Origin of the sequence: Legionella quateirensis, from assembly GCF_001467955.1 — a bacterium.
Lineage (GTDB): Bacteria > Pseudomonadota > Gammaproteobacteria > Legionellales > Legionellaceae > Legionella > Legionella quateirensis.
In genome coordinates this window covers 717,897-738,039 of the sequence record NZ_LNYR01000012.1, presented here as the reverse complement: position 1 = coordinate 738,039, position 20,143 = coordinate 717,897, and the positions used below count along the sequence as shown (strand labels likewise).

Here is a 20,143-nt window from a genome sequence, read left to right as displayed (position 1 = left end):
CGCTTGATGGAATTGGTGGGTCGTGTAGGGATCGAACCTACGACCAAGAGATTAAGAGTCTCCTGCTCTACCAGCTGAGCTAACGACCCGCTTTGGAACCAAGAGCCCTAATAATAGCTATCCTATCAGCTTTTGTCGAGATCTGAAGCTGAAAATTGTTTCTGCCTGAATCTTTAAATCTGAGACTCATAACATGAGTCTATAGACTCTCTCATCTTTTTGAAAAAGACCATTGTGCTTTATAAGATAGAGTCAAGTGGATTTCTATATTGAATCAGATGGATAGTTCGAGTGATATTCTTTCCAGGTTATCATGTGTCCTTTGCTCTCGTCATAGAGCTTTAATGAAATCAAGGTATTCATATCCTTAAGTCCAAACTGAGACACAGTGTGAAAAATGGGGTTTTCGATATGACATTTGGGTAAATTATAAAAGGGGATACGTGGTACTAAAGTATGGATGTGGTGATAGCCAATATTTCCAGTAAGCCATTTAAGGGGTTGAGGTAATGCGTAAAAGGTACTTCCTAGTAATGCGGAATTTTTTAAACTCCATTCGTTGCCGGGAACAAAATAGCGATTTTTAAAATTATGCTGCACATAAAATAAATAAATTCCGACTATCCCGCCAATCCATTGAGGTACCAGGATGGCTAATAAATAGAATTTTATTCCACATAATATAATGATCAATCCATATAGAATCAGAACTCCAATATTGGTCAAGATAATACTTCGATGTTCCTTTTTACCAAAACCTTTTCGTTTAATAAAAATACGTTGCTCAATCATAAAGACATAAATACTGCCTAAAACAAACATGACTAGACTATTTCGATACAATTGATAGGCAATTTGCTGCAGCTTTTTTTTGTTCCTGTATTCATTTACAGTAAGCACCTGGATGTCTCCTTTCCAGGGACGTTTATCCGTGTTACCCCCACTGGAATGGTGAATAGTATGGGCTTTTTGCCAAAAATAGAAAGGTGTTAACAGAAGAATGCCGATGAACATACCTACCCGGTCATTGTATCGTTTGGGTTTAAAAAGATTCCCATGTGCCAAATCATGCAAGATGATGAACAAGCGTGTAAAAAGTAGTCCAAGTGGCAGCGTGAGGAAATATAAAGGCCAATAATTATTGTTTATGGCCACATTCATAATATAAATGCCCAAAATAAGTGGAGCCAGGGTCATTGTCATTTCAACAAAACCACGCCAATTGTTGATTGAATTGTATTTGTAGAAATTGAATTGAAGACTTTTCAAAGGATACTTCTTTTTAACCAGAACTCTATATTACTAATTATAGAGTGTATTTTATAACTTACTATTTATAAGAAGCATATATTCTGATTCCTATGGGAATAATGCATCCAGGTTCATTAATTCGTCATAGGTGCTCTATAATTAATCAAATGGATTTGATTTGAGAACGGGAATGATTTTAATTACCAGAATTAAATGGATACTTTTCATCTTTTTGTTCATCCTTTTGGGACAAAAGGATTTAAATGCCTGTCAATGTTTTAACGCTTACTTTCTTAATTCCGTTTTTTACACTAGCGCAGAAGTCAATTGTTATATTTCAAGAGATCATGGTGTAATCGTCAATGCCAGAATTTCTGATGGCAGGAATAATGCGGGTTCCTTTTTTTATGGGTGTTCTTTGAATTCTGTAAACAGTAACATCAATAGGGAATATTTTGACTTATATTCCAACGATAACGAATTATGTATTGATGAAATTATGCAGGCCTGCATGATGCTCAGAGCAGAGCTGTACTCGGAGTGATAGGCCTTGCTCTCATAGAGTGAATGCATTAGCGCAAATTCCTCATGATATAGAACCATATGCTATGCTTTAGTTATGTCAGATGAATCCTTAGAATTCCTCTATGAAAGTTACATTATTCAGAGATGATTATGAATCGATTTCACAAATAGTCAGAGATCAACTTCGGCAATTAATGCCTGATAATGAATTTGCTCAAACTGAATATTTGCTTTTTGGGCCTGAGTTCATGGCTCAGCCTCTGCGTATTTCTACACCATCAACTAATTTTGATTTTGATCCGGTGCATACAGGATATATAAATATTCTTAAGGATGAAATTAATTCGACTGATGACAGCCCAGAAAATAAGCAATTAAAAAAACAACAACTCGAAAGCATTATCCTCTTTGGCCAAATACTTTTTTCTCAGTCAGCAAGTCTTCATTTTTTAAATAAATCTGCGATAGACGCTTCGCTGGAAGAGGATAATCCTATTGCACTTAAGATAGAAAGATTAAGAACTTTGGTTCAAAAAGAAGGCATTCAATTTGAGTCTTCTAAGTTAGAGGCTTTATCAAGACGAAAGGAGTTTAATGATGAGCTTACTGATCTCAAGCGTACTATAAAAGATTCCTCATTAGATGAGGAGAATAAAGCTCAACTACTGGATAACTTGTCGAAAACTAAAGATTTTTATTATCAAGCGAATGATTTTAATTTTAAGTATGCGAATAAACCTTCAAGAAGTTATTCAAATTTTGTAAATAATTGCGAGCGTCTTGGATCAAAAATAGCACTTACTGCATCACTAGTAGCAATTGGAGCAACTGCTCTTTCTTTAGTTCCGGCTTTTGCCCCAGTGATGATTCCTATAGCGCTCGCCGCCAGTACTATTTCGCTGGTTATAGGATTACCCTTGGCACTGAAAAAAGTAGGTACAATGTTGTATAACTTAATTAGATTTGGGGCGGCGCCAACCCCAGGAGAGCTAATTACAACTGCTTTATTGGGTACCAGTCTGATTATGGCTGGAGTGAGTAATGTAATAGGTCAAGCTGTAAATTCAGGTGTTTTATCAAAAACAGCTCAATTGATTACTCAAGCAGTTGCTGCTGTAAGTAATCTGGGAAAAGCCGCTATAGGAATAGCCGGTCAAAATATTAGTGAAGAGCATTTGGATAAAGTGGAATTCTATAAGTCAGAGCTGGTTCGGCTTAAACCCCAAGAGCAAGGTTTAGAACTCAATATGCAAAATAGTGAAGAAGTTAACGAAGCTGAAAAAGTTGAAGCTGTTGAAGCTGTTGAGGATGTTGAAGAAGCTGATTCCCATTTAGATTCTGGTTCGCCTGGCATGCAATTGAGTTAATTCGACTACTCGTAATCATCGGTTTATCCAGGATTAGTTAATCAGTATTTGTGTTTCATTCCATAGTTTATCTGATCTGGAGAGACAATCTTTTGGTTCAATAAATTCCTGTATTCTGTATTTTTATTAACTAACCCTCTTGATTATGTTCTTGTTAGTGATCCTGTATTTTATATCTGCAACAGTTTTATTCATAGAGCAATATTAATGTTTGAATTTTGTAAGATAAATATGTACTGTAATAAAGCAGGACATTTTTACAAACACCGATCAAGAATTGGTACGTATTCCATGCCAATTCCTTGTTGGAGCAATCGAGTCTGTTTAAGGATACTGGATTCCGAATGCGTTTAGTAAAACATTGCGACATAATGGCGATTCAAGGAGAGAACCATGATGGGACGAATTAAGTTTGTTAGAATACCCTTGGCAAGTACTAATCCTGATACTTCTGTAACTCCTCGTGCAACAACTTCAAAATGTCCAACGCCAGCTCTTCCTCCTAAGGCCATATTCAACACGACACAAACGATTAAACCGGCGAACCATACTGCGCTTAGTGTTGTTGACCGAAAAATGAAATTTCCAGATTCGAGATTTTTTAATCAATTAAAATCTGAAGAACATAAACAGTTTTTTAACCGAAGACGGGAACGTTATAAATATTATGAAAATTATAGTGCGGCTCTTGCTTTGCCTTGTTCGAAATATGAATTGGTAAGAAAACAGAATGATCGAAGTGCGATGCTTGCACTCTCTAGAAACAATATCATCGAACACGCAAATCGGCGTGTTGATTTATTCTTTTATACCTTAATTGCTTATTATAAAACAGGCCTATTTCCTACAAATGGTCATACCAGTCTACAGCATGGACGAGGACGAACTTTATTTAGAGACGATAAAGAGTCAAATTTAACTCAGGCATGCCATAGTAGTTTTACTCCAGCATTACTCGATAAATCAATTTATCAAAAAAGCCGATTTGGAAAACAGCATAAAAGCTTACTCTCCGGCACTCACTTGATGGATAGTCTGAACTCAACTGTTGAGCTACCTCCATTTGTAAATGAACTGGATGATGTGCTAGAGCATCTGTGCAGACAAAAATCTTTGGAACTGGTAGGGCAGGTTTCGCAGGGAACATTAAATCCAATTGAGGGATTGGAACTTTTTCTTAAAATGATGAAGGACGCATTGACTGAACTGAAACAGTCAGCAGATAAGCGGATACCATCTGCTGTATTACAGCATTCTTTGTCAGGGCAAAAATATATAAATCCAAAATTGATAGATCTGGTTATGAGAGGGACGTTACGCACTACTTTTTTGACTGACACAGATACTGTTTCTGATGAGTACATTCAATTATTACTCAGGATGAACCCGGAGGAAAAAGCATTATCTGAACACAATAATGAGACCAGACAAAAATTATATCTGGATAAAATTGCAGACATGCAGAAAGAAATTCTGGAGACTAAGAGCGAATTAAATTACTCTACATCCAGATCTCACTGGAACAGATGACAGGGAGTTGACTCATTTACGTTACAGAACCCCATGGAGCCCACTTGATGAATAAAACTTTTCGATTTTCATATAGGCCTGTTGAACCAACACAAAAAAAATGGGTATGTGATGGGATAGTACAAAAACATATCAGCGAATGGCTGCATGGTGAGGGTTTAAAAAATACGTTTATCGACTTGGAACACTTTCCAGATCGTGGCTCATGGGGCATTCATTGGATAGCATATGATAATGAAATTCCTTTTGCCTATTTAATAACGTCGAAGCTTGAACAACTCTCTCCCGATGATAAAGAAGCGATTACTCTTGATTTATTTATATGTAATCTGGATTACCTTGGTAAAGGACTTGCAGTTCAGATGATTCATGAGTTTTTACTCAGCCAATACTCTTATGTTGACAGGGTACTTATTGATCCTGAAATAGCAAATCAACGAGCCGTTCATGTTTATGAGAAAGCAGGATTTCAGATTATTGAAGAATTTATTGCTGAATGGCATCCCGTCCCCCATTACAGAATGCAATTAGACATGGAGCATTTAAGAGGCTCGAAAGTAATTCAGGAGTAGGGTTATTAATTTGAACATCGGCCATTCATACTCTGTGAAAGATATCTGGAAGCCAAGACAGTGTCTAACATGAATAACTCAAGACACGAGATCTGGGGTTTTCCTGGAAATCATCTTTAATGTATGGTCATTGGGCTTTCTTGTTATAACACAAAGAGCAAGAGTAGCCATGCTAAAAATCAGCAGGTACAATAAATCCCAATATACTGGTATCAGATGCGTTCCGCCATAATTTCCATAATATGAAAACAGGCCGAGACCCACGAGATAAATCAAAAGCCAGGCTGCATTTGGTGCGTCAATGTCATGGGTGGATTTTTTTGCGATACGAGAATAAATCAGGTAAAAAACCAAACAAAGAAAAGTCAGAACCAATACTTTTTGAATACTTTTCAGACCGGACCAATAAATTCCAACAGTACATATATAAAAACCTGCCGATCCAACTATACCACTGAATCGTAGGCGAAAGGGTCTCGGGTGAGAGGGTAGTTGTTGGCGTAAACAAACCAGACTGATTGGGCCAACTGCATAGCTAATCATGAGTATTGCTACTAAAAAAGCAGAAATTTCTTGCCAACCATGTAACAAAAAGGACATTACTGCGGCAAGGAAGAAATTTATAATCAGACTAACCCATGGAACTTGATACTTATTCATTGTGTTAGTGATAGGTGGTGCAGCGCCTGTGGTACCCATACTGGCTAACATATGGGCTGCGGTGGTGCTGTATACTAAACCGGTAGAAAAAGGCGATATAAATGCATCAAAATACAGTAAAAAACTCAGCCAAATTAATCCCGCAAAAGTTACCAGGGCTGCAAATGGTCCAGCATCTCCAGCAAAGGAGAGCTTTGCCCAGCCTTGGGTAAGGGCCTGTCCGTTTAAACTGCCAATAAATGACCACTGTAAACCAGTATAAAGTAAGGTGGTGAGCACGATGGAACTTACAATAACTAACGGCACGTATTTGCCCGGTTTATCTATTTCTCCCATCATAATAATGATTTGTCTGAAACCTAAAAGAGAGAACAGTACACCACCACTTGACATTGCAGCCATTACACCTTCCCAACCGTAGGGCATGAACCCTCCGTATTGAGTAAAATTTTCACTATGGTAGTTGGTATACACTAATGCAATGATGGTAAGACAGGGGATGAAGAGCTTCCAGAATGTAAAACCGGCATTAATCCGAGCAAATAATTTAAGACCAAAATAGTTAAAGAATACGAAACTCATTAATAACACAATATTAACCAGAGATCCTATAGAGGTATTATGGTAATGAGTGCCAAAACGAGTTACCAGACCGGGTATGTAATTACTGGCATACTGGACTAACCCTTGTGTTTCTATAACAGGAATAATTGCCAGGGAAATCCAGCCCATGCCACTAATCATCACGCTGGTTAATCGACCATGCGTATAAAGAGGAAGACTCGCCAGAGCATCTGACTGAGGGAACATGGTACCAATTTCGGCGTAGGATAAAGAAAGCACCAGTAGTAAAAAGCCTCCAATTGGCCAGGCCAAAATTGCAGCAGGTCCTGCAAATTGCGCAGAATATAAGGTACCAAATAACCATCCGGAACCAATGATGCTGGTAAAGGATATCCATAATAAACCTAAAGGGCTCAGTTTTTTATTCATGTATGCTTTCTTGTTGTTTTAGTTGTTGGGTGTTGATATAAGTTTAGTCTAGCATTGTCCTTATTAATGAAAAACCCCAATTTTTTTGTTAAAAAGAATCGTGTTGTATTTCTGATAGGTTCCTGCTTATCGACTTGATTGAATCATCTTATTGCTGAAGATAATCGAGCAGGGTATGCTTGATATACTCTTAAATTTAGAAAGCAGAGAACCAATGAACTATATCCGAATTATTGTTTTGTTGATTAGTTTGATTGTTTTATTTCCTTATTCAACGAATTGTTTTTCACAAGCAATGACTCAGGAAGAATCAGATGCTGCCCGAATTTCAATGTTGGAACGCGCTTTGGCTCCTGAAACACCTGATGCGCTGGCATCGCTCTTTGCTTCAGCGAATAAACATAGGAACGCAGCGGTGCAGTTTATGTTATTTTCTGAACCGTTAAAAAATAAATATAAAGACAATTGGCCATATTGGGTCTCAGGTACTTCAAGTCCATGGATTACTTCGTTCAAAATTGATAAATCAGTGATAAATAAACATCAATGGCAATTTCAAATTACCTATCAATGGGCAACTGCTGATGGTCCATTTCAACCCTCTATGGTCCAGATGATTCGCGTAGAACCCGTTCCGAAAAATTTGAGTTCTTCACAAAAATTTTGGATTACACAATTGACTGAACAATAAAATTATATAAAAAAATAGTTTAAAAACAAATTTGTTCTATATTTCAGCCTATACTTTAGTTAATCAAATTTAAATTCTAACTGTATAGGTTATCACTCAGATGAATAATTTAAAAAGTGATCTAATTGTAGTTAGTAAGTTGGATTTATTTAATTATTATGGGGACTTTTTTTTATTGCCATTAGTTTGGTGTGGTGATGTATATTATATTTTTCAGTATTCTCAATTTGATGTGTCAGTAGTAATTGCTTTTATCATCGGTTTTATTCTATATGGTGGGGTACTTGAATATGGATTTCATCGATTTATTTATCACGGAAAACTAAAAAGTATTAAAAAAATGCATTTAATACATCATAAACTTCCTCAAGCATTAGTTTCTTCTCCTCCTTACGTTACTGCTATTTTGTTATTGATTTTGCATTTAATTTTTTTGAGTTTATTGGGATATCAATTAGGTTGTGCTTTTGTAGGAGGAATAGTCTTTGGCTATTTTTGGTATATTACTATTCATCACATGATTCATCATGTGGATAATGATCGATCAGTAATATTAGATTACTTCAAAGCGCAACATCAGATTCATCATGATCGTGCTAAAGAGAACTATTGTGTCAGCCAACCATACTGGAATAGCATTTACAGAAAATTCAAGTCAATTAAAAATTCATAAGGTCTCATAAATTAAGTAATGTTGAATATTTTTGTAACATCTCAATAAACCCATGAAAAACAATCATCCCGAGTGAAACGAGTGATCTCTTAAATGTGGCAGAAAGACGTGTTCATTACCCGTATATGGAGATCCCTCACGGTGTTTGGCAAGACGATAAAACCGATAAAACCAACCGTCATCCCGAGTGAAGCGAGGGATCTCCTGAAGGTGGCAGAAAATCCTGTTCAGTGCCCGTAGATGGAGATCCCTCACGGTGTTCGGGATGACGATAAAACCGATAAAACCAACCGTCATCCCGAGTGAAGCGAGGGATCTCCTGAAGGGGGCAGAAAGTCCTGTTCAGTGCCCGTAGATGGAGATCCCTCACGGTGTTCGGGATGACGATAAAACTGATAAAACCGATAAAACCAACCGTCATCCCGAGTGGAAGCGAGGGATCTCCTGAAGGTGGCAGAAAATCCTGTTCAGTGCCCGTAGATGGAGATCCCTCACGTTGTTCGGGATGACGATAAAACTGATAAAACCGATAAAACCAACCGTCATCCCGAGTGAAGCGAGGGATCTCCTGAAGGTGGCAGAAAGTCCTGTTTAGTACTCGTATATGAAGATCCCTCACGGTGTTCGGGATGACGATAAAACAGATAAAACCAATAAAACCAACCGTCATCCCGAGTGAAGCGAGGGATCTCCTGAAGGTGGCAGAAAATCCTGTTGAGTTCCGGTTTTAAAAGAGTTTATATGAGGTTAGGGCATTACTTGTTTTGTTGTATTAATCAGCTATCTAGAGATTTTATGGTAAAAGTGAGTGCCTTCGTCTGAAGCTGTATCAGAACGAAGGCTTGAAATTGCTCTATCGTCCATTAGTGGCAGCTGGATTCACTTCAGGAGTCTCTTTTGGATGGTGATGACGTGAACGATGTTTTCTCTTTTCTGCATGAAGTCCCAGATTGTTTATTTGATGCGCATGCTTCAAGGGGGGGGCTTCAGTTTGTCCATGTGTTGGTTTTACAAAAACTGCTTTGGATGATTTTTTAGCTGGAATTTCTTGTTCCAATCGTTTTATCACATCCCCTTGTCGATTTAACAGAGCTTGATACTTTTTCTGGAGGCGATCAAATTTATCCTGAACAATGAGAAGTTCTTCATTACGTTTCTGTATACGTTGAGCGACTTGTTCATAGCTTTTATCTCTGTCCGTTACAAATTCTGTTAACTTTGATTGAAATATTGTTCTATCTTGTTCATTTTTAATGGCTTGATCCGCATAAGATTCTACTACTTTTTGTAAGGATTGAACCACTGTATTAAGATTCTTTAATTGTTGTCCCATTTCAAGCTGAACTTGATTTAATTCCAAAGTTTTTTGAGACAATTCCCGCTGATTTTTTTCAAAGGCTTGAGTCACCTGAGTTATCTCTGTTTTGATTTGTTCATACAACCTGGTTTTTTCTTCTAGAGTGAGTTTTAGGTCTTGATCTGTTTTTTCTAAACTATGTTGAATGGATCGTAATTCCTGCTCTCTTTTTTTGAGCTCCTCGGCTTCATTTGAGAGTACAGAGACCTGCTCAGATAAATTACCGATCGCATCAGTAAGTCGCTCATTCTCCTGCTGAAATTTTTCAATTTCACCTGCTATTTGAACACCCAGATTTTCCATTGTTTGGATGAGATTGATCAAAGATTCAGCCAAACCTTCCATACCTTGTTTCAAACGATCAGTAATTTGTTCATCGTGGTTGTAATGATTATCCAGAACAACACTGCTTGGTATATAAGCAATCAGAGTCAAGGCACTGATGGCAATAAGCATGTATATCTGTAGTGCAATACCTAAAATCAGCGTAGGGGCTATCAATACAGTGCCCAAACCAATTTTTTGCCAGAGAGGCACTTTTCCCCAAAGAAGTGCTGCTCGTGTCAGCATGCTTTGATTTTTTGCCATATTATCGATTATTGAATTAATGAGGGCTTTAATCTCGGAAACACCTTTTTGAGTTTCTTCTACTTCTTTCAGGGATTTATTCACTTTTTCGACATCGATGATTGCGGATGACTGATCAAAGATGGCTTGTATCTTGGAGGCATGTTCTTGGGGTTCTTGTAATGCGTCCTGAGATAAAAGAGTGTTATCGATTTCTATGCTGGAAGAGGGCGTATCATTGGTAGCATCCAATTCTGTTTCATTGTTTTTATCAATACTAACCGGAGTGTCTGTCATATTCGATATCCTTATATTTTATGGTGACTTCATGCAACCGAACTCAATTCCTGGACAGGTTATTTCTATTGATTCTATCGGATAAATTTAAGTCAGTCATTGTTTTATTTAACCGACTTATTCTATTTTATTACCTATTGATTTCATTGAATTTTTTGCATATATCAAGACGTCAATTGAACTCATGGCTCAGATTTATTCAGATGAGGGTACTGTTATTTTAGGGTGGTCTAACAACCGATTGGTGTATGCAATAGCCAAAGCGGATATTATTAATGTAACATGAATTATTACTTGCCACATCACAGTAAAGTTACTTAGTTTTGAGGGATCGATAAATGTCCGTAACAAATGTATAGACGATATGCCAACTAATGACAGGGCTAATTTAATCTTCATAGCACCAGCATCGAGATGATCCAGCCATTCCGGTTGATCCGGGTGCGAATCGAGCTGCAGATGCGACACAAACGTTTCATATCCTCCCATGACCACCATAATGAGGAGGTTTGCTATCATGACTACATCAATCAGATCTAAAACTCCCAACATGATATGGGTGTCATCAAAACCATTGAGATGAATAATTAATTCAAATAACTCACCGATAAAACGATATACATAAGCTGCTAAAATGAGGATAAGCCCCAAATACAAGGGAAGTTGTAACCATCTCCCCATGAAAATCAAATTACTGATACCACGTTTAATGTTATTCATTACTGACCCGAATAAAACCCTAATGCTGAATATTGTTATGAATAGTAATCGTTCCTGTTACTTTTGTTAATACTTTTATTGTATTAATTAAAGGCAATTGAAGGTTGATGTGCGGAGTATGTTCCTCCGGTGAGTTAAGTCAAGGATAAATAAATAAAAATCAGTTTGTTAATTCTGTAAATATTTCGTAAAGAATTCCCTGCTTAAGTTTCTCTTAATGTTGAAAGACTAAGTTTATATAAAGATGTACATCAATTTTTCTTTATGCGCATTTACGCATCATGGAGAACTATATGACTAAGATAGTATTTTGTTTTGCGGGAACAGGTGATCCGGGTGATGGTTATGCAGATAGTTTAGAGAGTGCAAATAACTTTAAGCCTGACGTAATCCGAGTTTATATGAGAGGATGTCAACATGACAAAGTTGGCGGCGGTCTTCTTTTTCCCGATTTGGATATTGTTTCGAATAGTATACGCAAAGCATTTAATGGAAAAGATAAAACAATAGATCTTGATACACTGAAGGAATTGATGGGGGATGGAATTTGCCGTATTGAAGGGCCAACATACTTAAGTAAGCATCAAATAACGGATATTGGCTTACAAGGATTTAGCAGAGGGGCTGTGACAACCTTTGCCGTTGCAAAAAAACTCGATGATCTTAACATATCTATGGATATTATCGCCAATCAACCCGTTCCAGGTCAAATTGCTGAAAATACACCCGGTTCTTTGTTTTCAAAATATCATGATTTGACTAAGTGCAAAAATATCCGGGCAGCTACAACATTTTTGGCGTCGCATAATTTGGAAAATGGTGTTATTCAAAATTCGTTTTTTCAACAAATGGTCGCAAAATTTCCTTCTACCACGCGATCTAATACTTATATCATGCCACATCAAGCTCATCTAGAGTGGTTCAGACATTGGATAGTTCCTATTCATATAATCAGGCAATTTGCGCAGGCAGGTTATTCAACAGATCGTTGGACTAATTCAGCTGGAGTTTTGAAAACTCAGTATCGAGAAAACGATGTATATTTTACTCCTAAGGAGTTTTCTCAAAAGGTTTTTGGTATTGATTTGGCTACTGTTTCCAAAGATCCAGTTTATCTGGAAATGATTCAAGAAAAAGCCAAAGAAATATTACAAAACACTGATGTTCAAATAACCGATGAACAAGCAAGTGCTGTTGTCGCTATATCGAAAGTGAACGATCTGAGTGAAGAGCAAAAAACTCAACAGTTGGATTTAGTGTTGCAGGATAATGAGGCAGGAAAGAGTTTTACTCAAATTGTTAATAAAACTCATGATGTAGTTGAGTACTTATCTCATGTCACCAGAGGGGAACCAGGAAATCAATCAGAAAAATCAAGATTGATAGAAGAACATTCTAATGCGTATAAAAAAGAAATTTTTAGCAAAAGTTGTGAATATTTAAGTAAGCCGGCCCCTACCGCTGAAGATAAAAAATCGTTTTTGGTGGGTATTAATCAAGCAGATAAGGAATTTGAAGGAAAGGCTCTCAATGTTGATAGAGGAATTATGCGTAAAGCAATGAAAATCATTGCTAACACCATATTGCATGTCACTGGATTATTTTTGATTGCGAATACAATCAATATGGCTGTAACAGGTGATTGGTTTTTCTTTAATAAAACCCGTTCTGCACAGGTAGTTAATGCGGCTTCCAGTGAGATAAAAACATTGGCAAGTTCAACACAAGACACGATAGCGAAAAATCAGGATATAAAAACAAAATATCAGGATACGATACATGATGAAGTGCGACCAGATGATCTCCAAGAGCAACAAGGAAAATCTAATAAGTTATAACCCTGGTTATTGGTGTTAACAGAGTTCTGAAGGCATAAGTTAACTCTTGGATGGTTCTTGAGTTTTATTAGCCTTCACTCTGATGAACAGATAACCTATTACCACACCAGCTATAATTAATCCAATAGATACTAATGGCCTGGTAGCAAACCAGGCTATAGCCGTTGTGAGTAACCACACACTCAATCCACAAATAAAAGCGATAAAGCCAGTACCAAAACCAACAATAGTGCCCAGGAATGGCAGAACATCTGCCAGGACAACCAGTGGGTTAAGTATTAAGGAAAAGCCACCGATTAACATGATTAAACTGACCAGTCGTAAAATCCAGGCTATCATCTTGTTTTGAGATTGTGCTTCTTCAATCATCTGATCCGAAGAGTGCTGTCCCGTAGAGAGTAGAAATACTGGTTCACCAGCTGGAGCAAGAAAAGCCTGGAGGGTAGTTCCGGTTTGTTGCGCGATAATGCTGACCGTCTGTGGATATGCGGCAGTCAGATTGATGCGGAGATCACCTGGTTGTGGGGTATCAGGATTTTGCCCCAAATACAATTCGTTATTAATCAGATGAACAGGTTTGTCATATTGTGATTTTAACGTTTCCTTATTTACCTTGGATAAATCAACAGGTTGACTTACGTCAATTTGTTTAACCAATTCATATGGAAGTATGAAATCTCCCAAAGTTACTGATTGAGCATATTGTTGCGCTGATTGGATGGGCATGGATTCAGGATTTTGATGCCCTTGAGGGTTTTTAAATTGTGCGCTGCTTATCAGATTACTTGACCATATTTTATTATAGGAATAGGTTTTTGTTTGTTTTTCCGAGCCCCCCATTTGTGACTCTGTTTTCGTTTCTGTTTTTTCTTCCCACTGATACATTTCTACTTTACGGTTGAGGTTAATCGCATTGACAGACACATCCAATAGCGAATCCTTCAATTGATCTTTGGTCGTTGCCAATCCATTCAAATACACTACTTTCAAGTTATTTTGATTATTGATTGGTGATGACGGCACTGATATGAGGACTTTATGGGCTTGCTCCAGAGATTGGGCTGTGTGCAAACTATGCTGTTCATTCCAGAATATCAGCACGATAGCGCCTATTATTAATCCTATACCGATCAATATGCCTACAAAAGCATCTTTAATACGACTCCACCAGGAGCGAGTTGTAATTTCTTCAGTCATACTGGCTAACTCCTTTAAGCAAATCTTCCTTTAATTACTTTTAATAATAGTGCTAATTTAAGCAAATGGTTACTGTTGCGGGTACTTTTCTGTTTGATTTTATTTTGTTTCGAATGGGGTGAGTTATACTTAACATAAATGTTCCAAGTTTAGGAGCTTATGTGACTGTTTCATTAAATCAATATTCTTCCTTACCTGAGTTGATTGAATTGGGTGAAGAGGGGCTTAAAGGAGTTTTTGAAGAAATTACTAATGGAATACTAGTTACCAATGAGCATTCCCAAATTATTTATGTCAATCGCGCTTTTACATCCATTACAGGTTATGAAGCTCACGAAGTAATCGGCGATAATCCTGGCATGTTCCATTCCGGTCGTCATGATAAGCCTTACTATAAGAATATGTGGGATACTTTAAATCAATGCGGGCGCTGGCAGGGTGAGATATGGAATAGGCGTAAATCAGGAACTATTGTCCCGGAACTTTTAACGATTACTAAAATAGTTAATTCAAAACAACATGTATTTTACATCGGTATTTTTTCTGATATTTCATTCCTTGTTCAGGAAAATGAAATGAAAGTGAATCTTGCCTTGCGCGATCCACTTACGGGGTTATGTAACCGCACTTTATTCGAAGATCGATTTCATGTTGTTCAAAATGAGTATAAACGCCACAGTGCCGAAGTGCGATTTAAAAATAAACAGGTGGCATTACTTTTTATTGATTTGAACCGTTTTAAACAGATCAATGACTCCTATGGTCATTTGGTTGGCGATTCTGTTTTAGTTTTTGTTGCTCAAACTCTAAAAAAATGCGCACGAAGTATGGATACCGTTGCTCGGATTGGAGGTGATGAGTTCGCTGTTATTTTATCTGATATCACTAAAAATGAGCATGTAGAAGGATATTGTGAGAGGGTACACCAGGAGCTGAGTATTGGAACACTGAATAATGAGGTGCTTTTAATTCCTGAGCTGAGTATTGGTGTCAGTTTGTTTCCAACTGAAGCAATAGATTTTGATAAACTTATTGCCTATGCAGATAAAGCGATGTATCACTCTAAAAAGCTGGGTAGTTATTTAACCTTTTATTCTGATCTGGCAAAAAAAACTGGTTGCATTTGAAGCGGTGTGGCGTGCTACAATACATCCTTTATAATAAATGTAACTTGTGATTTTATTAAATATAATATGGCGACTCTTAATACACTGCTACAAACCTGTTCCGACAATGATGAAAAACTCGAGTTTATGTTTGATTCTTTTGAACGGATTAAGATAAAAGTTGATGAAGTACTTACGTTTGGTGCATTTAATAGTGCGGAAGTCATAAGAGCTCGCAATAAATATGTCGAACAAATGAAAATGGCAGAGCGGAATCGATTTTTTAGGGCACATTTTGAAGAGGCGGATTTACAAGCTATTCCTGCAATTTTGGCTGGTTATAAGATATTTGAGGATGACTCTAAATCCATAACATCATCCCCAGAGCTCCATTATGAGGAATTATTTAAGATCGGTTATCTGTATGGAACAGGAACATGTGAGATTTTTTCTATCGTTGGCGCTTATTTTATGGCTTTGGAATTTGAATTGGACTTGTCCCTTGAAACACTTTATTCAGATAGCAGTCATACTTATATCAGAGTACATACTAATCCTGAGTACATTATAGACTTCTGGGGGCCAATGCTTTGCTTCTATGATGATACTGTATCCTGGAACGAGTTTTTTGGACAGGATCTGTTGCGAAATGAAAAGGCTACAATTAAAAAACATGTTACATTTAACAGTGAACAACTTATTCAACTGGGACATAAGATTTTTACTCAGGACAATTTGGCACAAAGGTCTATAATACATAAAGAAATTAATGAGCAAGTTCATTTTGAAAGTCCTTCAACTTTGAGTTGCTGAATAAATATCGTTTCTTTGCTTATTCACATTTAAAAGAACGCATCCGGATGAATGAACAACTGATTTTAAAACACAGTACTTATCAAAAAACGTAGAAATACTAAAAATCTCTTGACAGTTTTGAGGTACCTCTTTAAACTGCGAGACTTATTTTGGGGCTATAGCTCAGCTGGGAGAGCGCTTGCATGGCATGCAAGAGGTCGGCGGTTCGATCCCGCCTAGCTCCACCATCAACATCTTTGTATGTTGATGGCAAAATAGTTCAGGGTCCCCATCGTCTAGAGGCCTAGGACACTGCCCTTTCACGGCGGTAACAGGGGTTCGAATCCCCTTGGGGACGCCATTATTTGGTGTTGTGTAGTTGTTAGTAGTAAAGTAGTACATTAAGTTCCAGGTCCCCATCGTCTAGAGGCCTAGGACACTGCCCTTTCACGGCGGTAACAGGGGTTCGAATCCCCTTGGGGACGCCATTTTAGTCAAGAGCTTTCTTGATTGGAATGACTGCAAAAACATCAAACAAATTCAAACCAAAAATCAGTATTCAATATCACTCTTTTAAACTAATCCAGCAGATTTTACTCAGTTATGTTGGGTACAATTTTTATTGAACTCATTCATAAATGTACCCAGCTCCTTTACACTCAATGTTGTTTTATTTTTAGCTATGTAGTCTAAGACGAGCTGATTAAAGCAGGCTTGATATCCCGTATTATCGTTGGACTTCAGTTCAGATAAGGTGTCTGGATCATTGGCAAACTGAATGGATGTTAATGTTGCTTTAGTACTGTCTTGTTGTAAATCAGTCTTGTATAAGGCTGTTGCAACACAGCAAGCCGCACAAGCATCCAGATCATCATATGCTTGTAATTTTTTAGGATTATTATTGCTAATAGAAAGAAAATCTCCTGGTGTAATATTGGAAGAAAAAGATAAGATATTTTTATTTTGCGTTACCTCATCCAAACCACCGTTACAACGATCTCCACCAAAAGGTAATGTTTTAATATGCAATTGGTCATGATCACGATTAACTAAATATATAGATGAAAAATGACCGCTCCCTCCTGTGTTGCTAATAGACAGAATGGTATAGAAGTGATTAAAGTAACCTATTACTTTATAATAACTGTAACTGGATGTAGAGTCTGACTCATCCTTCATTTTGTATTCAAAACCAACATATCCTTTATTTAGTAACTCTTTAGACTGTCCAACTACAACTATTGGTGCAAGACCACAGTTATTAGTCAATGACAGGGTTTTATTTGAACTTTCTTCCTGATCAAAGCATAAAGGATTAATTGGTTTATTGTCATACATTAAATCAGCGGGCATTGTTGGAGAGGGAGATGCGTTAATTATTGAGCTGATGCTGAATCCAAAAAAGAAAATGGGTAACAGTAACGTCGTAGTTAATTGATTCATCGGAATCATCTCCAGGGTCGATGTATTTTAATAGTGTAGTCCAGCAATTCGCTCTTAACTATTCCAGGGATCTTTTTTTCTAGCCCCGTTAATCAATAGATACAAGGTATTGAATACATCTGATCGATACAGCAATGCCATTTTGATTCTTCAATGATTGTGTAGCAGGCTTGTACTCTGTGGGCAGTTTATCGAGTATTAGGGGCTGTTGACAATTCAACTCCTCCTCCCTACGTGCCGCGCTTTATGCGCGGCATCCACTCATCCTGTATTAACATATTACAACACAAGATTCGTAGTTCAACTGGATACCGCGCATAAAGCGCGGTACGTAGGCGATTTGGGTCAATTGTCAACACGCCCTAGAAGCTTTTATCAGGCGGGTATTTATATTGGGGTAGTCAGGCTATACTCAATATTAACCTGATGAAATTATCCCATGCCATGATGCTTCGTAAATATAATAACAAGGGAGAATATACTCCTTTTCCTGGCCTTACGGTTGTGGCATCCGTGCAATCTGCTGATATGTGTCTTTGGTCCGAGGTCAACAGATTAATTACTGAATGTACTCTTCTCGATCTCTGTTATGCTCCTCTTTCTAACACCAGTTATCATATGACCGCACTCAATCTTTTTACAGAGCGGGCTATAGGAAGTGAGAAATGGAAGGATTTTATTATCTCGAACACACTATTTTTTAAAGCGATTCAAACTGCTTTTGAATGCAATGCTTTTTGTCCTGAAGTCAGAATTGACTCGCTTAAAGTGAGCAGAACCATTAAATTAGTTGTCAGTGTACCGTCAGTACAAAAGAAGGCTATTGATGACATTGCGAAACGGTTTGAGTTGAAAAGAAAAATCCCTCATCCTTTTCATATAACCCTGGCCTATCGTTTTAAAACAATTGATAAAAAAATAGAACATGAAATTGAACATCAATTAAACAAGAGTCTGGAGCATTTCTTGATTGGTCGTACTGTTCTACTGAATCCACCTGAATTGTGCTTCTTTAACGATATGAGCGCTTTTATACCTTGGGATGCATCCAGTTTTCCTTTCAAACCTTCTCTGCAATAAGCAATCGAAGAACTACTCTTTGTCATTAAATTGCATTTTGATTGAAGAAATCGTTTACGCCTTGTAATATAAGATTAATTCGTCATCTTCTGGCACATCATTAATAGTTTTAGATTCTCGGATTTTATTATCTATTAATTCGTGTTGCATTTTAGTCAGTTGAGCAAGTGTACCCCGACTGGTACTTGTCATAAACCATCCACGTTGGACAGAAAAAAATTGATTTAATGAGCTGTTAGAAGATAAACACTCTCTTAAAATGGTTTCCTGAGCATCGACGTCCAAACTTTTAATGCATTTGATGACCATCTCTTTAGCATGCGGATATCTGGCTAGCAGGGATATATGTTGTTTGCAGATTTTATCTTGTTGCAGATCATTTACCAGTTGCAATACACCCTCTTTATTAATTAAGTAGTCAATTAAATCAGGCGTAAACAATTTTCTTTCCCGGGGGGATATTTTACTTAAAGCGACTAATTCACTGCTCCGCTCAGGCTTATCCATTTTTAAAATGATCTCGAGTAAGGAGGTATTATTTCGATCTACAGAATCTGGATCTGCTCCATTTCGTACCATTACTATATAATTGTCTGCTGTAAAAGGTTGACTATGCCTTAGATTCATCATGAGCTGTATTGGTGTGCCTTCATTACTCGTGTAATGGATACTCTCTGGATGAATTTTGATGAGCTCCAGCGCATAGATGAATTTTGATCGTATAAACAAATGAATTGGTGCAGTTCCTGATTTGTTTCTTACATTCGGGTTAGCGCCCAGCTTGATCATATTGAACAGGGAATCAATGCTGTAATTTTCATTCAACATATAATACAAAGGCGTAAATCCGTATTTATCCTTTATATTGATATTGGCTTTATAGTGTTCAACCAGTTGAAAGGCTTCGGTCATGTGCTTATTAAAAATTAACAGATGAAGTAAACTGTACCCGCTAGCATTAAGAATATTGGGGTCTGCTCCTAATTCCACTAATGAAAAAGCGTCTTTGGTATAAATAGATTTATTGAGTAAATCCAGTAGTTTTGTATTTAAATCCATTTAAATGCTCGCAAGAAAAGCAGGCTATACAATAATAAAATTTTAGTTATTAATCCATAAACTTTTGAATATATTTATGATTATCTATGTGGGAGCTATCACTAGGGGCACTGTTATTAATCTATTGATTTTTCTTCCAATGTACCCTTATTCCATTCTGGCTGAAGTGTTCTCGTGAAAGTAATTATCTACTATTCAATGTAAATGTTCGTCTTTGCGAACGTAGTGAAGCCATCCAGAACCCAGCTCCAATTAGGTCCCGATGTGGATTGCTTCGCGTTGCTCGCAAAGACGGGGTTTTACAAGATCATTGAGACGTAAATAAATACTTCCCGGTTTTATAAATGATGAGACGATAATTATCTACTATTCAATGTAAATGTTCGTCTTTGCGAACAAAGTGAAGCAATCCAGAACCCAGT

General features: G+C 37.3%; 16 protein-coding genes and 4 tRNA genes. 12 read left to right on the top strand and 8 right to left on the bottom strand.

Annotated features, from left to right (window positions below):
* Positions 1–13: 13 nt before the first annotated feature.
* Both Lqua_RS07735 and Lqua_RS07730 read right to left on the bottom strand, forming a co-directional pair.
* Positions 14–89, bottom strand: a tRNA-Lys gene (locus Lqua_RS07735).
* A gap of 175 nt (positions 90–264) precedes the next feature.
* Positions 265–1,269, bottom strand: a complete 1,005-nt coding sequence (locus Lqua_RS07730) for a fatty acid desaturase family protein (protein ID WP_083501282.1) — start codon at positions 1,267–1,269, stop codon at positions 265–267.
* A gap of 629 nt (positions 1,270–1,898) precedes the next feature.
* Here Lqua_RS07730 and Lqua_RS07720 point away from each other — a divergent pair.
* The 3 genes from Lqua_RS07720 (at position 1,899) to Lqua_RS07710 (ending at position 5,245) form a co-directional block, all read left to right on the top strand.
* On the top strand, positions 1,899–3,143 hold the full coding sequence (locus Lqua_RS07720) for a hypothetical protein (protein WP_058473683.1): 1,245 nt from the start codon (positions 1,899–1,901) through the stop codon (positions 3,141–3,143).
* A gap of 393 nt (positions 3,144–3,536) precedes the next feature.
* Positions 3,537–4,673, top strand: coding sequence for a hypothetical protein (locus Lqua_RS07715; protein WP_058473682.1), 1,137 nt, complete (start codon positions 3,537–3,539; stop codon positions 4,671–4,673).
* Positions 4,674–4,720: 47 nt separating this feature from the next.
* Positions 4,721–5,245, top strand: coding sequence for a GNAT family N-acetyltransferase (locus Lqua_RS07710; protein WP_115148697.1), 525 nt, complete (start codon positions 4,721–4,723; stop codon positions 5,243–5,245).
* Between the two features lie 78 nt (positions 5,246–5,323).
* Here Lqua_RS07710 and Lqua_RS07705 read toward each other — a convergent pair whose 3' ends face one another.
* Complete coding sequence (locus Lqua_RS07705; protein ID WP_058473680.1) at positions 5,324–6,898, bottom strand: APC family permease; 1,575 nt, start codon at positions 6,896–6,898, stop codon at positions 5,324–5,326.
* Positions 6,899–7,112: 214 nt separating this feature from the next.
* Here Lqua_RS07705 and Lqua_RS07700 point away from each other — a divergent pair, with 214 nt between their 5' ends.
* Both Lqua_RS07700 and Lqua_RS07695 read left to right on the top strand, forming a co-directional pair.
* On the top strand, positions 7,113–7,589 hold the full coding sequence (locus Lqua_RS07700; protein ID WP_058473780.1) for a hypothetical protein: 477 nt from the start codon (positions 7,113–7,115) through the stop codon (positions 7,587–7,589).
* Positions 7,590–7,689: 100 nt separating this feature from the next.
* Positions 7,690–8,262, top strand: a complete 573-nt coding sequence (locus Lqua_RS07695) for a sterol desaturase family protein (protein WP_058473679.1) — start codon at positions 7,690–7,692, stop codon at positions 8,260–8,262.
* An 853-nt stretch (positions 8,263–9,115) separates the two neighbouring features.
* Here the strand turns inward: Lqua_RS07695 and Lqua_RS07685 are convergent.
* Together Lqua_RS07685 and Lqua_RS07680 are read right to left on the bottom strand one after the other, a co-directional pair.
* A complete protein-coding gene (locus Lqua_RS07685; protein WP_058473677.1) occupies positions 9,116–10,483 on the bottom strand; it encodes a LegC2/C7 family Dot/Icm T4SS effector in 1,368 nt (455 codons plus the stop codon).
* Between the two features lie 195 nt (positions 10,484–10,678).
* Positions 10,679–11,203: a TIGR00645 family protein gene (locus Lqua_RS07680; RefSeq protein ID WP_058473676.1), complete on the bottom strand. Its 525-nt coding sequence runs from the start codon at positions 11,201–11,203 to the stop codon at positions 10,679–10,681.
* A 293-nt stretch (positions 11,204–11,496) separates the two neighbouring features.
* Here Lqua_RS07680 and Lqua_RS07675 point away from each other — a divergent pair, with 293 nt between their 5' ends.
* Positions 11,497–13,041: a hypothetical protein gene (locus Lqua_RS07675; protein WP_058473675.1), complete on the top strand. Its 1,545-nt coding sequence runs from the start codon at positions 11,497–11,499 to the stop codon at positions 13,039–13,041.
* Between the two features lie 39 nt (positions 13,042–13,080).
* Here the strand turns inward: Lqua_RS07675 and Lqua_RS07670 are convergent, their stop codons facing one another.
* Positions 13,081–14,238, bottom strand: coding sequence for a TMEM43 family protein (locus tag Lqua_RS07670; protein WP_058473674.1), 1,158 nt, complete (start codon positions 14,236–14,238; stop codon positions 13,081–13,083).
* A 161-nt stretch (positions 14,239–14,399) separates the two neighbouring features.
* On the opposite strand from Lqua_RS07670, the gene Lqua_RS07665 reads away from it, so the two are divergent.
* From Lqua_RS07665 to Lqua_RS07645, 5 genes are all read left to right on the top strand, one after another.
* Positions 14,400–15,365, top strand: coding sequence for a GGDEF domain-containing protein (locus tag Lqua_RS07665; RefSeq protein WP_058473673.1), 966 nt, complete (start codon positions 14,400–14,402; stop codon positions 15,363–15,365).
* Positions 15,366–15,431: 66 nt separating this feature from the next.
* A complete protein-coding gene (locus tag Lqua_RS07660) occupies positions 15,432–16,157 on the top strand; it encodes a hypothetical protein (protein WP_058473672.1) in 726 nt (241 codons plus the stop codon).
* A gap of 154 nt (positions 16,158–16,311) precedes the next feature.
* A tRNA-Ala gene (locus tag Lqua_RS07655) sits at positions 16,312–16,387 on the top strand.
* A gap of 37 nt (positions 16,388–16,424) precedes the next feature.
* Positions 16,425–16,500: transfer RNA gene (locus tag Lqua_RS07650), tRNA-Glu, on the top strand.
* Positions 16,501–16,551: 51 nt separating this feature from the next.
* Positions 16,552–16,627, top strand: a tRNA-Glu gene (locus tag Lqua_RS07645).
* A gap of 109 nt (positions 16,628–16,736) precedes the next feature.
* Here Lqua_RS07645 and Lqua_RS07640 read toward each other — a convergent pair.
* Positions 16,737–17,582: a hypothetical protein gene (locus Lqua_RS07640; protein WP_058473671.1), complete on the bottom strand. Its 846-nt coding sequence runs from the start codon at positions 17,580–17,582 to the stop codon at positions 16,737–16,739.
* Between the two features lie 426 nt (positions 17,583–18,008).
* On the opposite strand from Lqua_RS07640, the gene Lqua_RS07635 reads away from it, so the two are divergent.
* The gene (locus Lqua_RS07635; RefSeq protein WP_058473670.1) at positions 18,009–18,662 is read left to right on the top strand and encodes a DUF1868 domain-containing protein; all 654 of its coding nucleotides are present in this window, start codon (positions 18,009–18,011) and stop codon (positions 18,660–18,662) included.
* Between the two features lie 54 nt (positions 18,663–18,716).
* Here the strand turns inward: Lqua_RS07635 and Lqua_RS07630 are convergent, their stop codons facing one another.
* The gene (locus Lqua_RS07630; protein ID WP_058473669.1) at positions 18,717–19,721 is read right to left on the bottom strand and encodes an ankyrin repeat domain-containing protein; all 1,005 of its coding nucleotides are present in this window, start codon (positions 19,719–19,721) and stop codon (positions 18,717–18,719) included.
* Between the last annotated feature and the right edge of the window lie 422 nt (positions 19,722–20,143).

Excerpts from the sequence above, each read along its gene's own strand:
- Lqua_RS07720 (WP_058473683.1), top strand. The coding sequence starts at position 1,899 with ATGAAAGTTACATTATTCAGAGATGATTATGAATCGATTTCACAAATA.
- Lqua_RS07715 (WP_058473682.1), top strand. The coding sequence starts at position 3,537 with ATGATGGGACGAATTAAGTTTGTTAGAATACCCTTGGCAAGTACTAAT.
- Lqua_RS07710 (WP_115148697.1), top strand. The coding sequence starts at position 4,721 with ATGAATAAAACTTTTCGATTTTCATATAGGCCTGTTGAACCAACACAA.
- Lqua_RS07705 (WP_058473680.1), bottom strand. The coding sequence starts at position 6,898 with ATGAATAAAAAACTGAGCCCTTTAGGTTTATTATGGATATCCTTTACC.
- Lqua_RS07700 (WP_058473780.1), top strand. The coding sequence starts at position 7,113 with ATGAACTATATCCGAATTATTGTTTTGTTGATTAGTTTGATTGTTTTA.
- Lqua_RS07695 (WP_058473679.1), top strand. The coding sequence starts at position 7,690 with ATGAATAATTTAAAAAGTGATCTAATTGTAGTTAGTAAGTTGGATTTA.
- Lqua_RS07685 (WP_058473677.1), bottom strand. The coding sequence starts at position 10,483 with ATGACAGACACTCCGGTTAGTATTGATAAAAACAATGAAACAGAATTG.
- Lqua_RS07680 (WP_058473676.1), bottom strand. The coding sequence starts at position 11,203 with ATGAATAACATTAAACGTGGTATCAGTAATTTGATTTTCATGGGGAGA.
- Lqua_RS07675 (WP_058473675.1), top strand. The coding sequence starts at position 11,497 with ATGACTAAGATAGTATTTTGTTTTGCGGGAACAGGTGATCCGGGTGAT.
- Lqua_RS07670 (WP_058473674.1), bottom strand. The coding sequence starts at position 14,238 with ATGACTGAAGAAATTACAACTCGCTCCTGGTGGAGTCGTATTAAAGAT.
- Lqua_RS07660 (WP_058473672.1), top strand. The coding sequence starts at position 15,432 with ATGGCGACTCTTAATACACTGCTACAAACCTGTTCCGACAATGATGAA.
- Lqua_RS07640 (WP_058473671.1), bottom strand. The coding sequence starts at position 17,582 with ATGAATCAATTAACTACGACGTTACTGTTACCCATTTTCTTTTTTGGA.
- Lqua_RS07635 (WP_058473670.1), top strand. The coding sequence starts at position 18,009 with ATGAAATTATCCCATGCCATGATGCTTCGTAAATATAATAACAAGGGA.
- Lqua_RS07630 (WP_058473669.1), bottom strand. The coding sequence starts at position 19,721 with ATGGATTTAAATACAAAACTACTGGATTTACTCAATAAATCTATTTAT.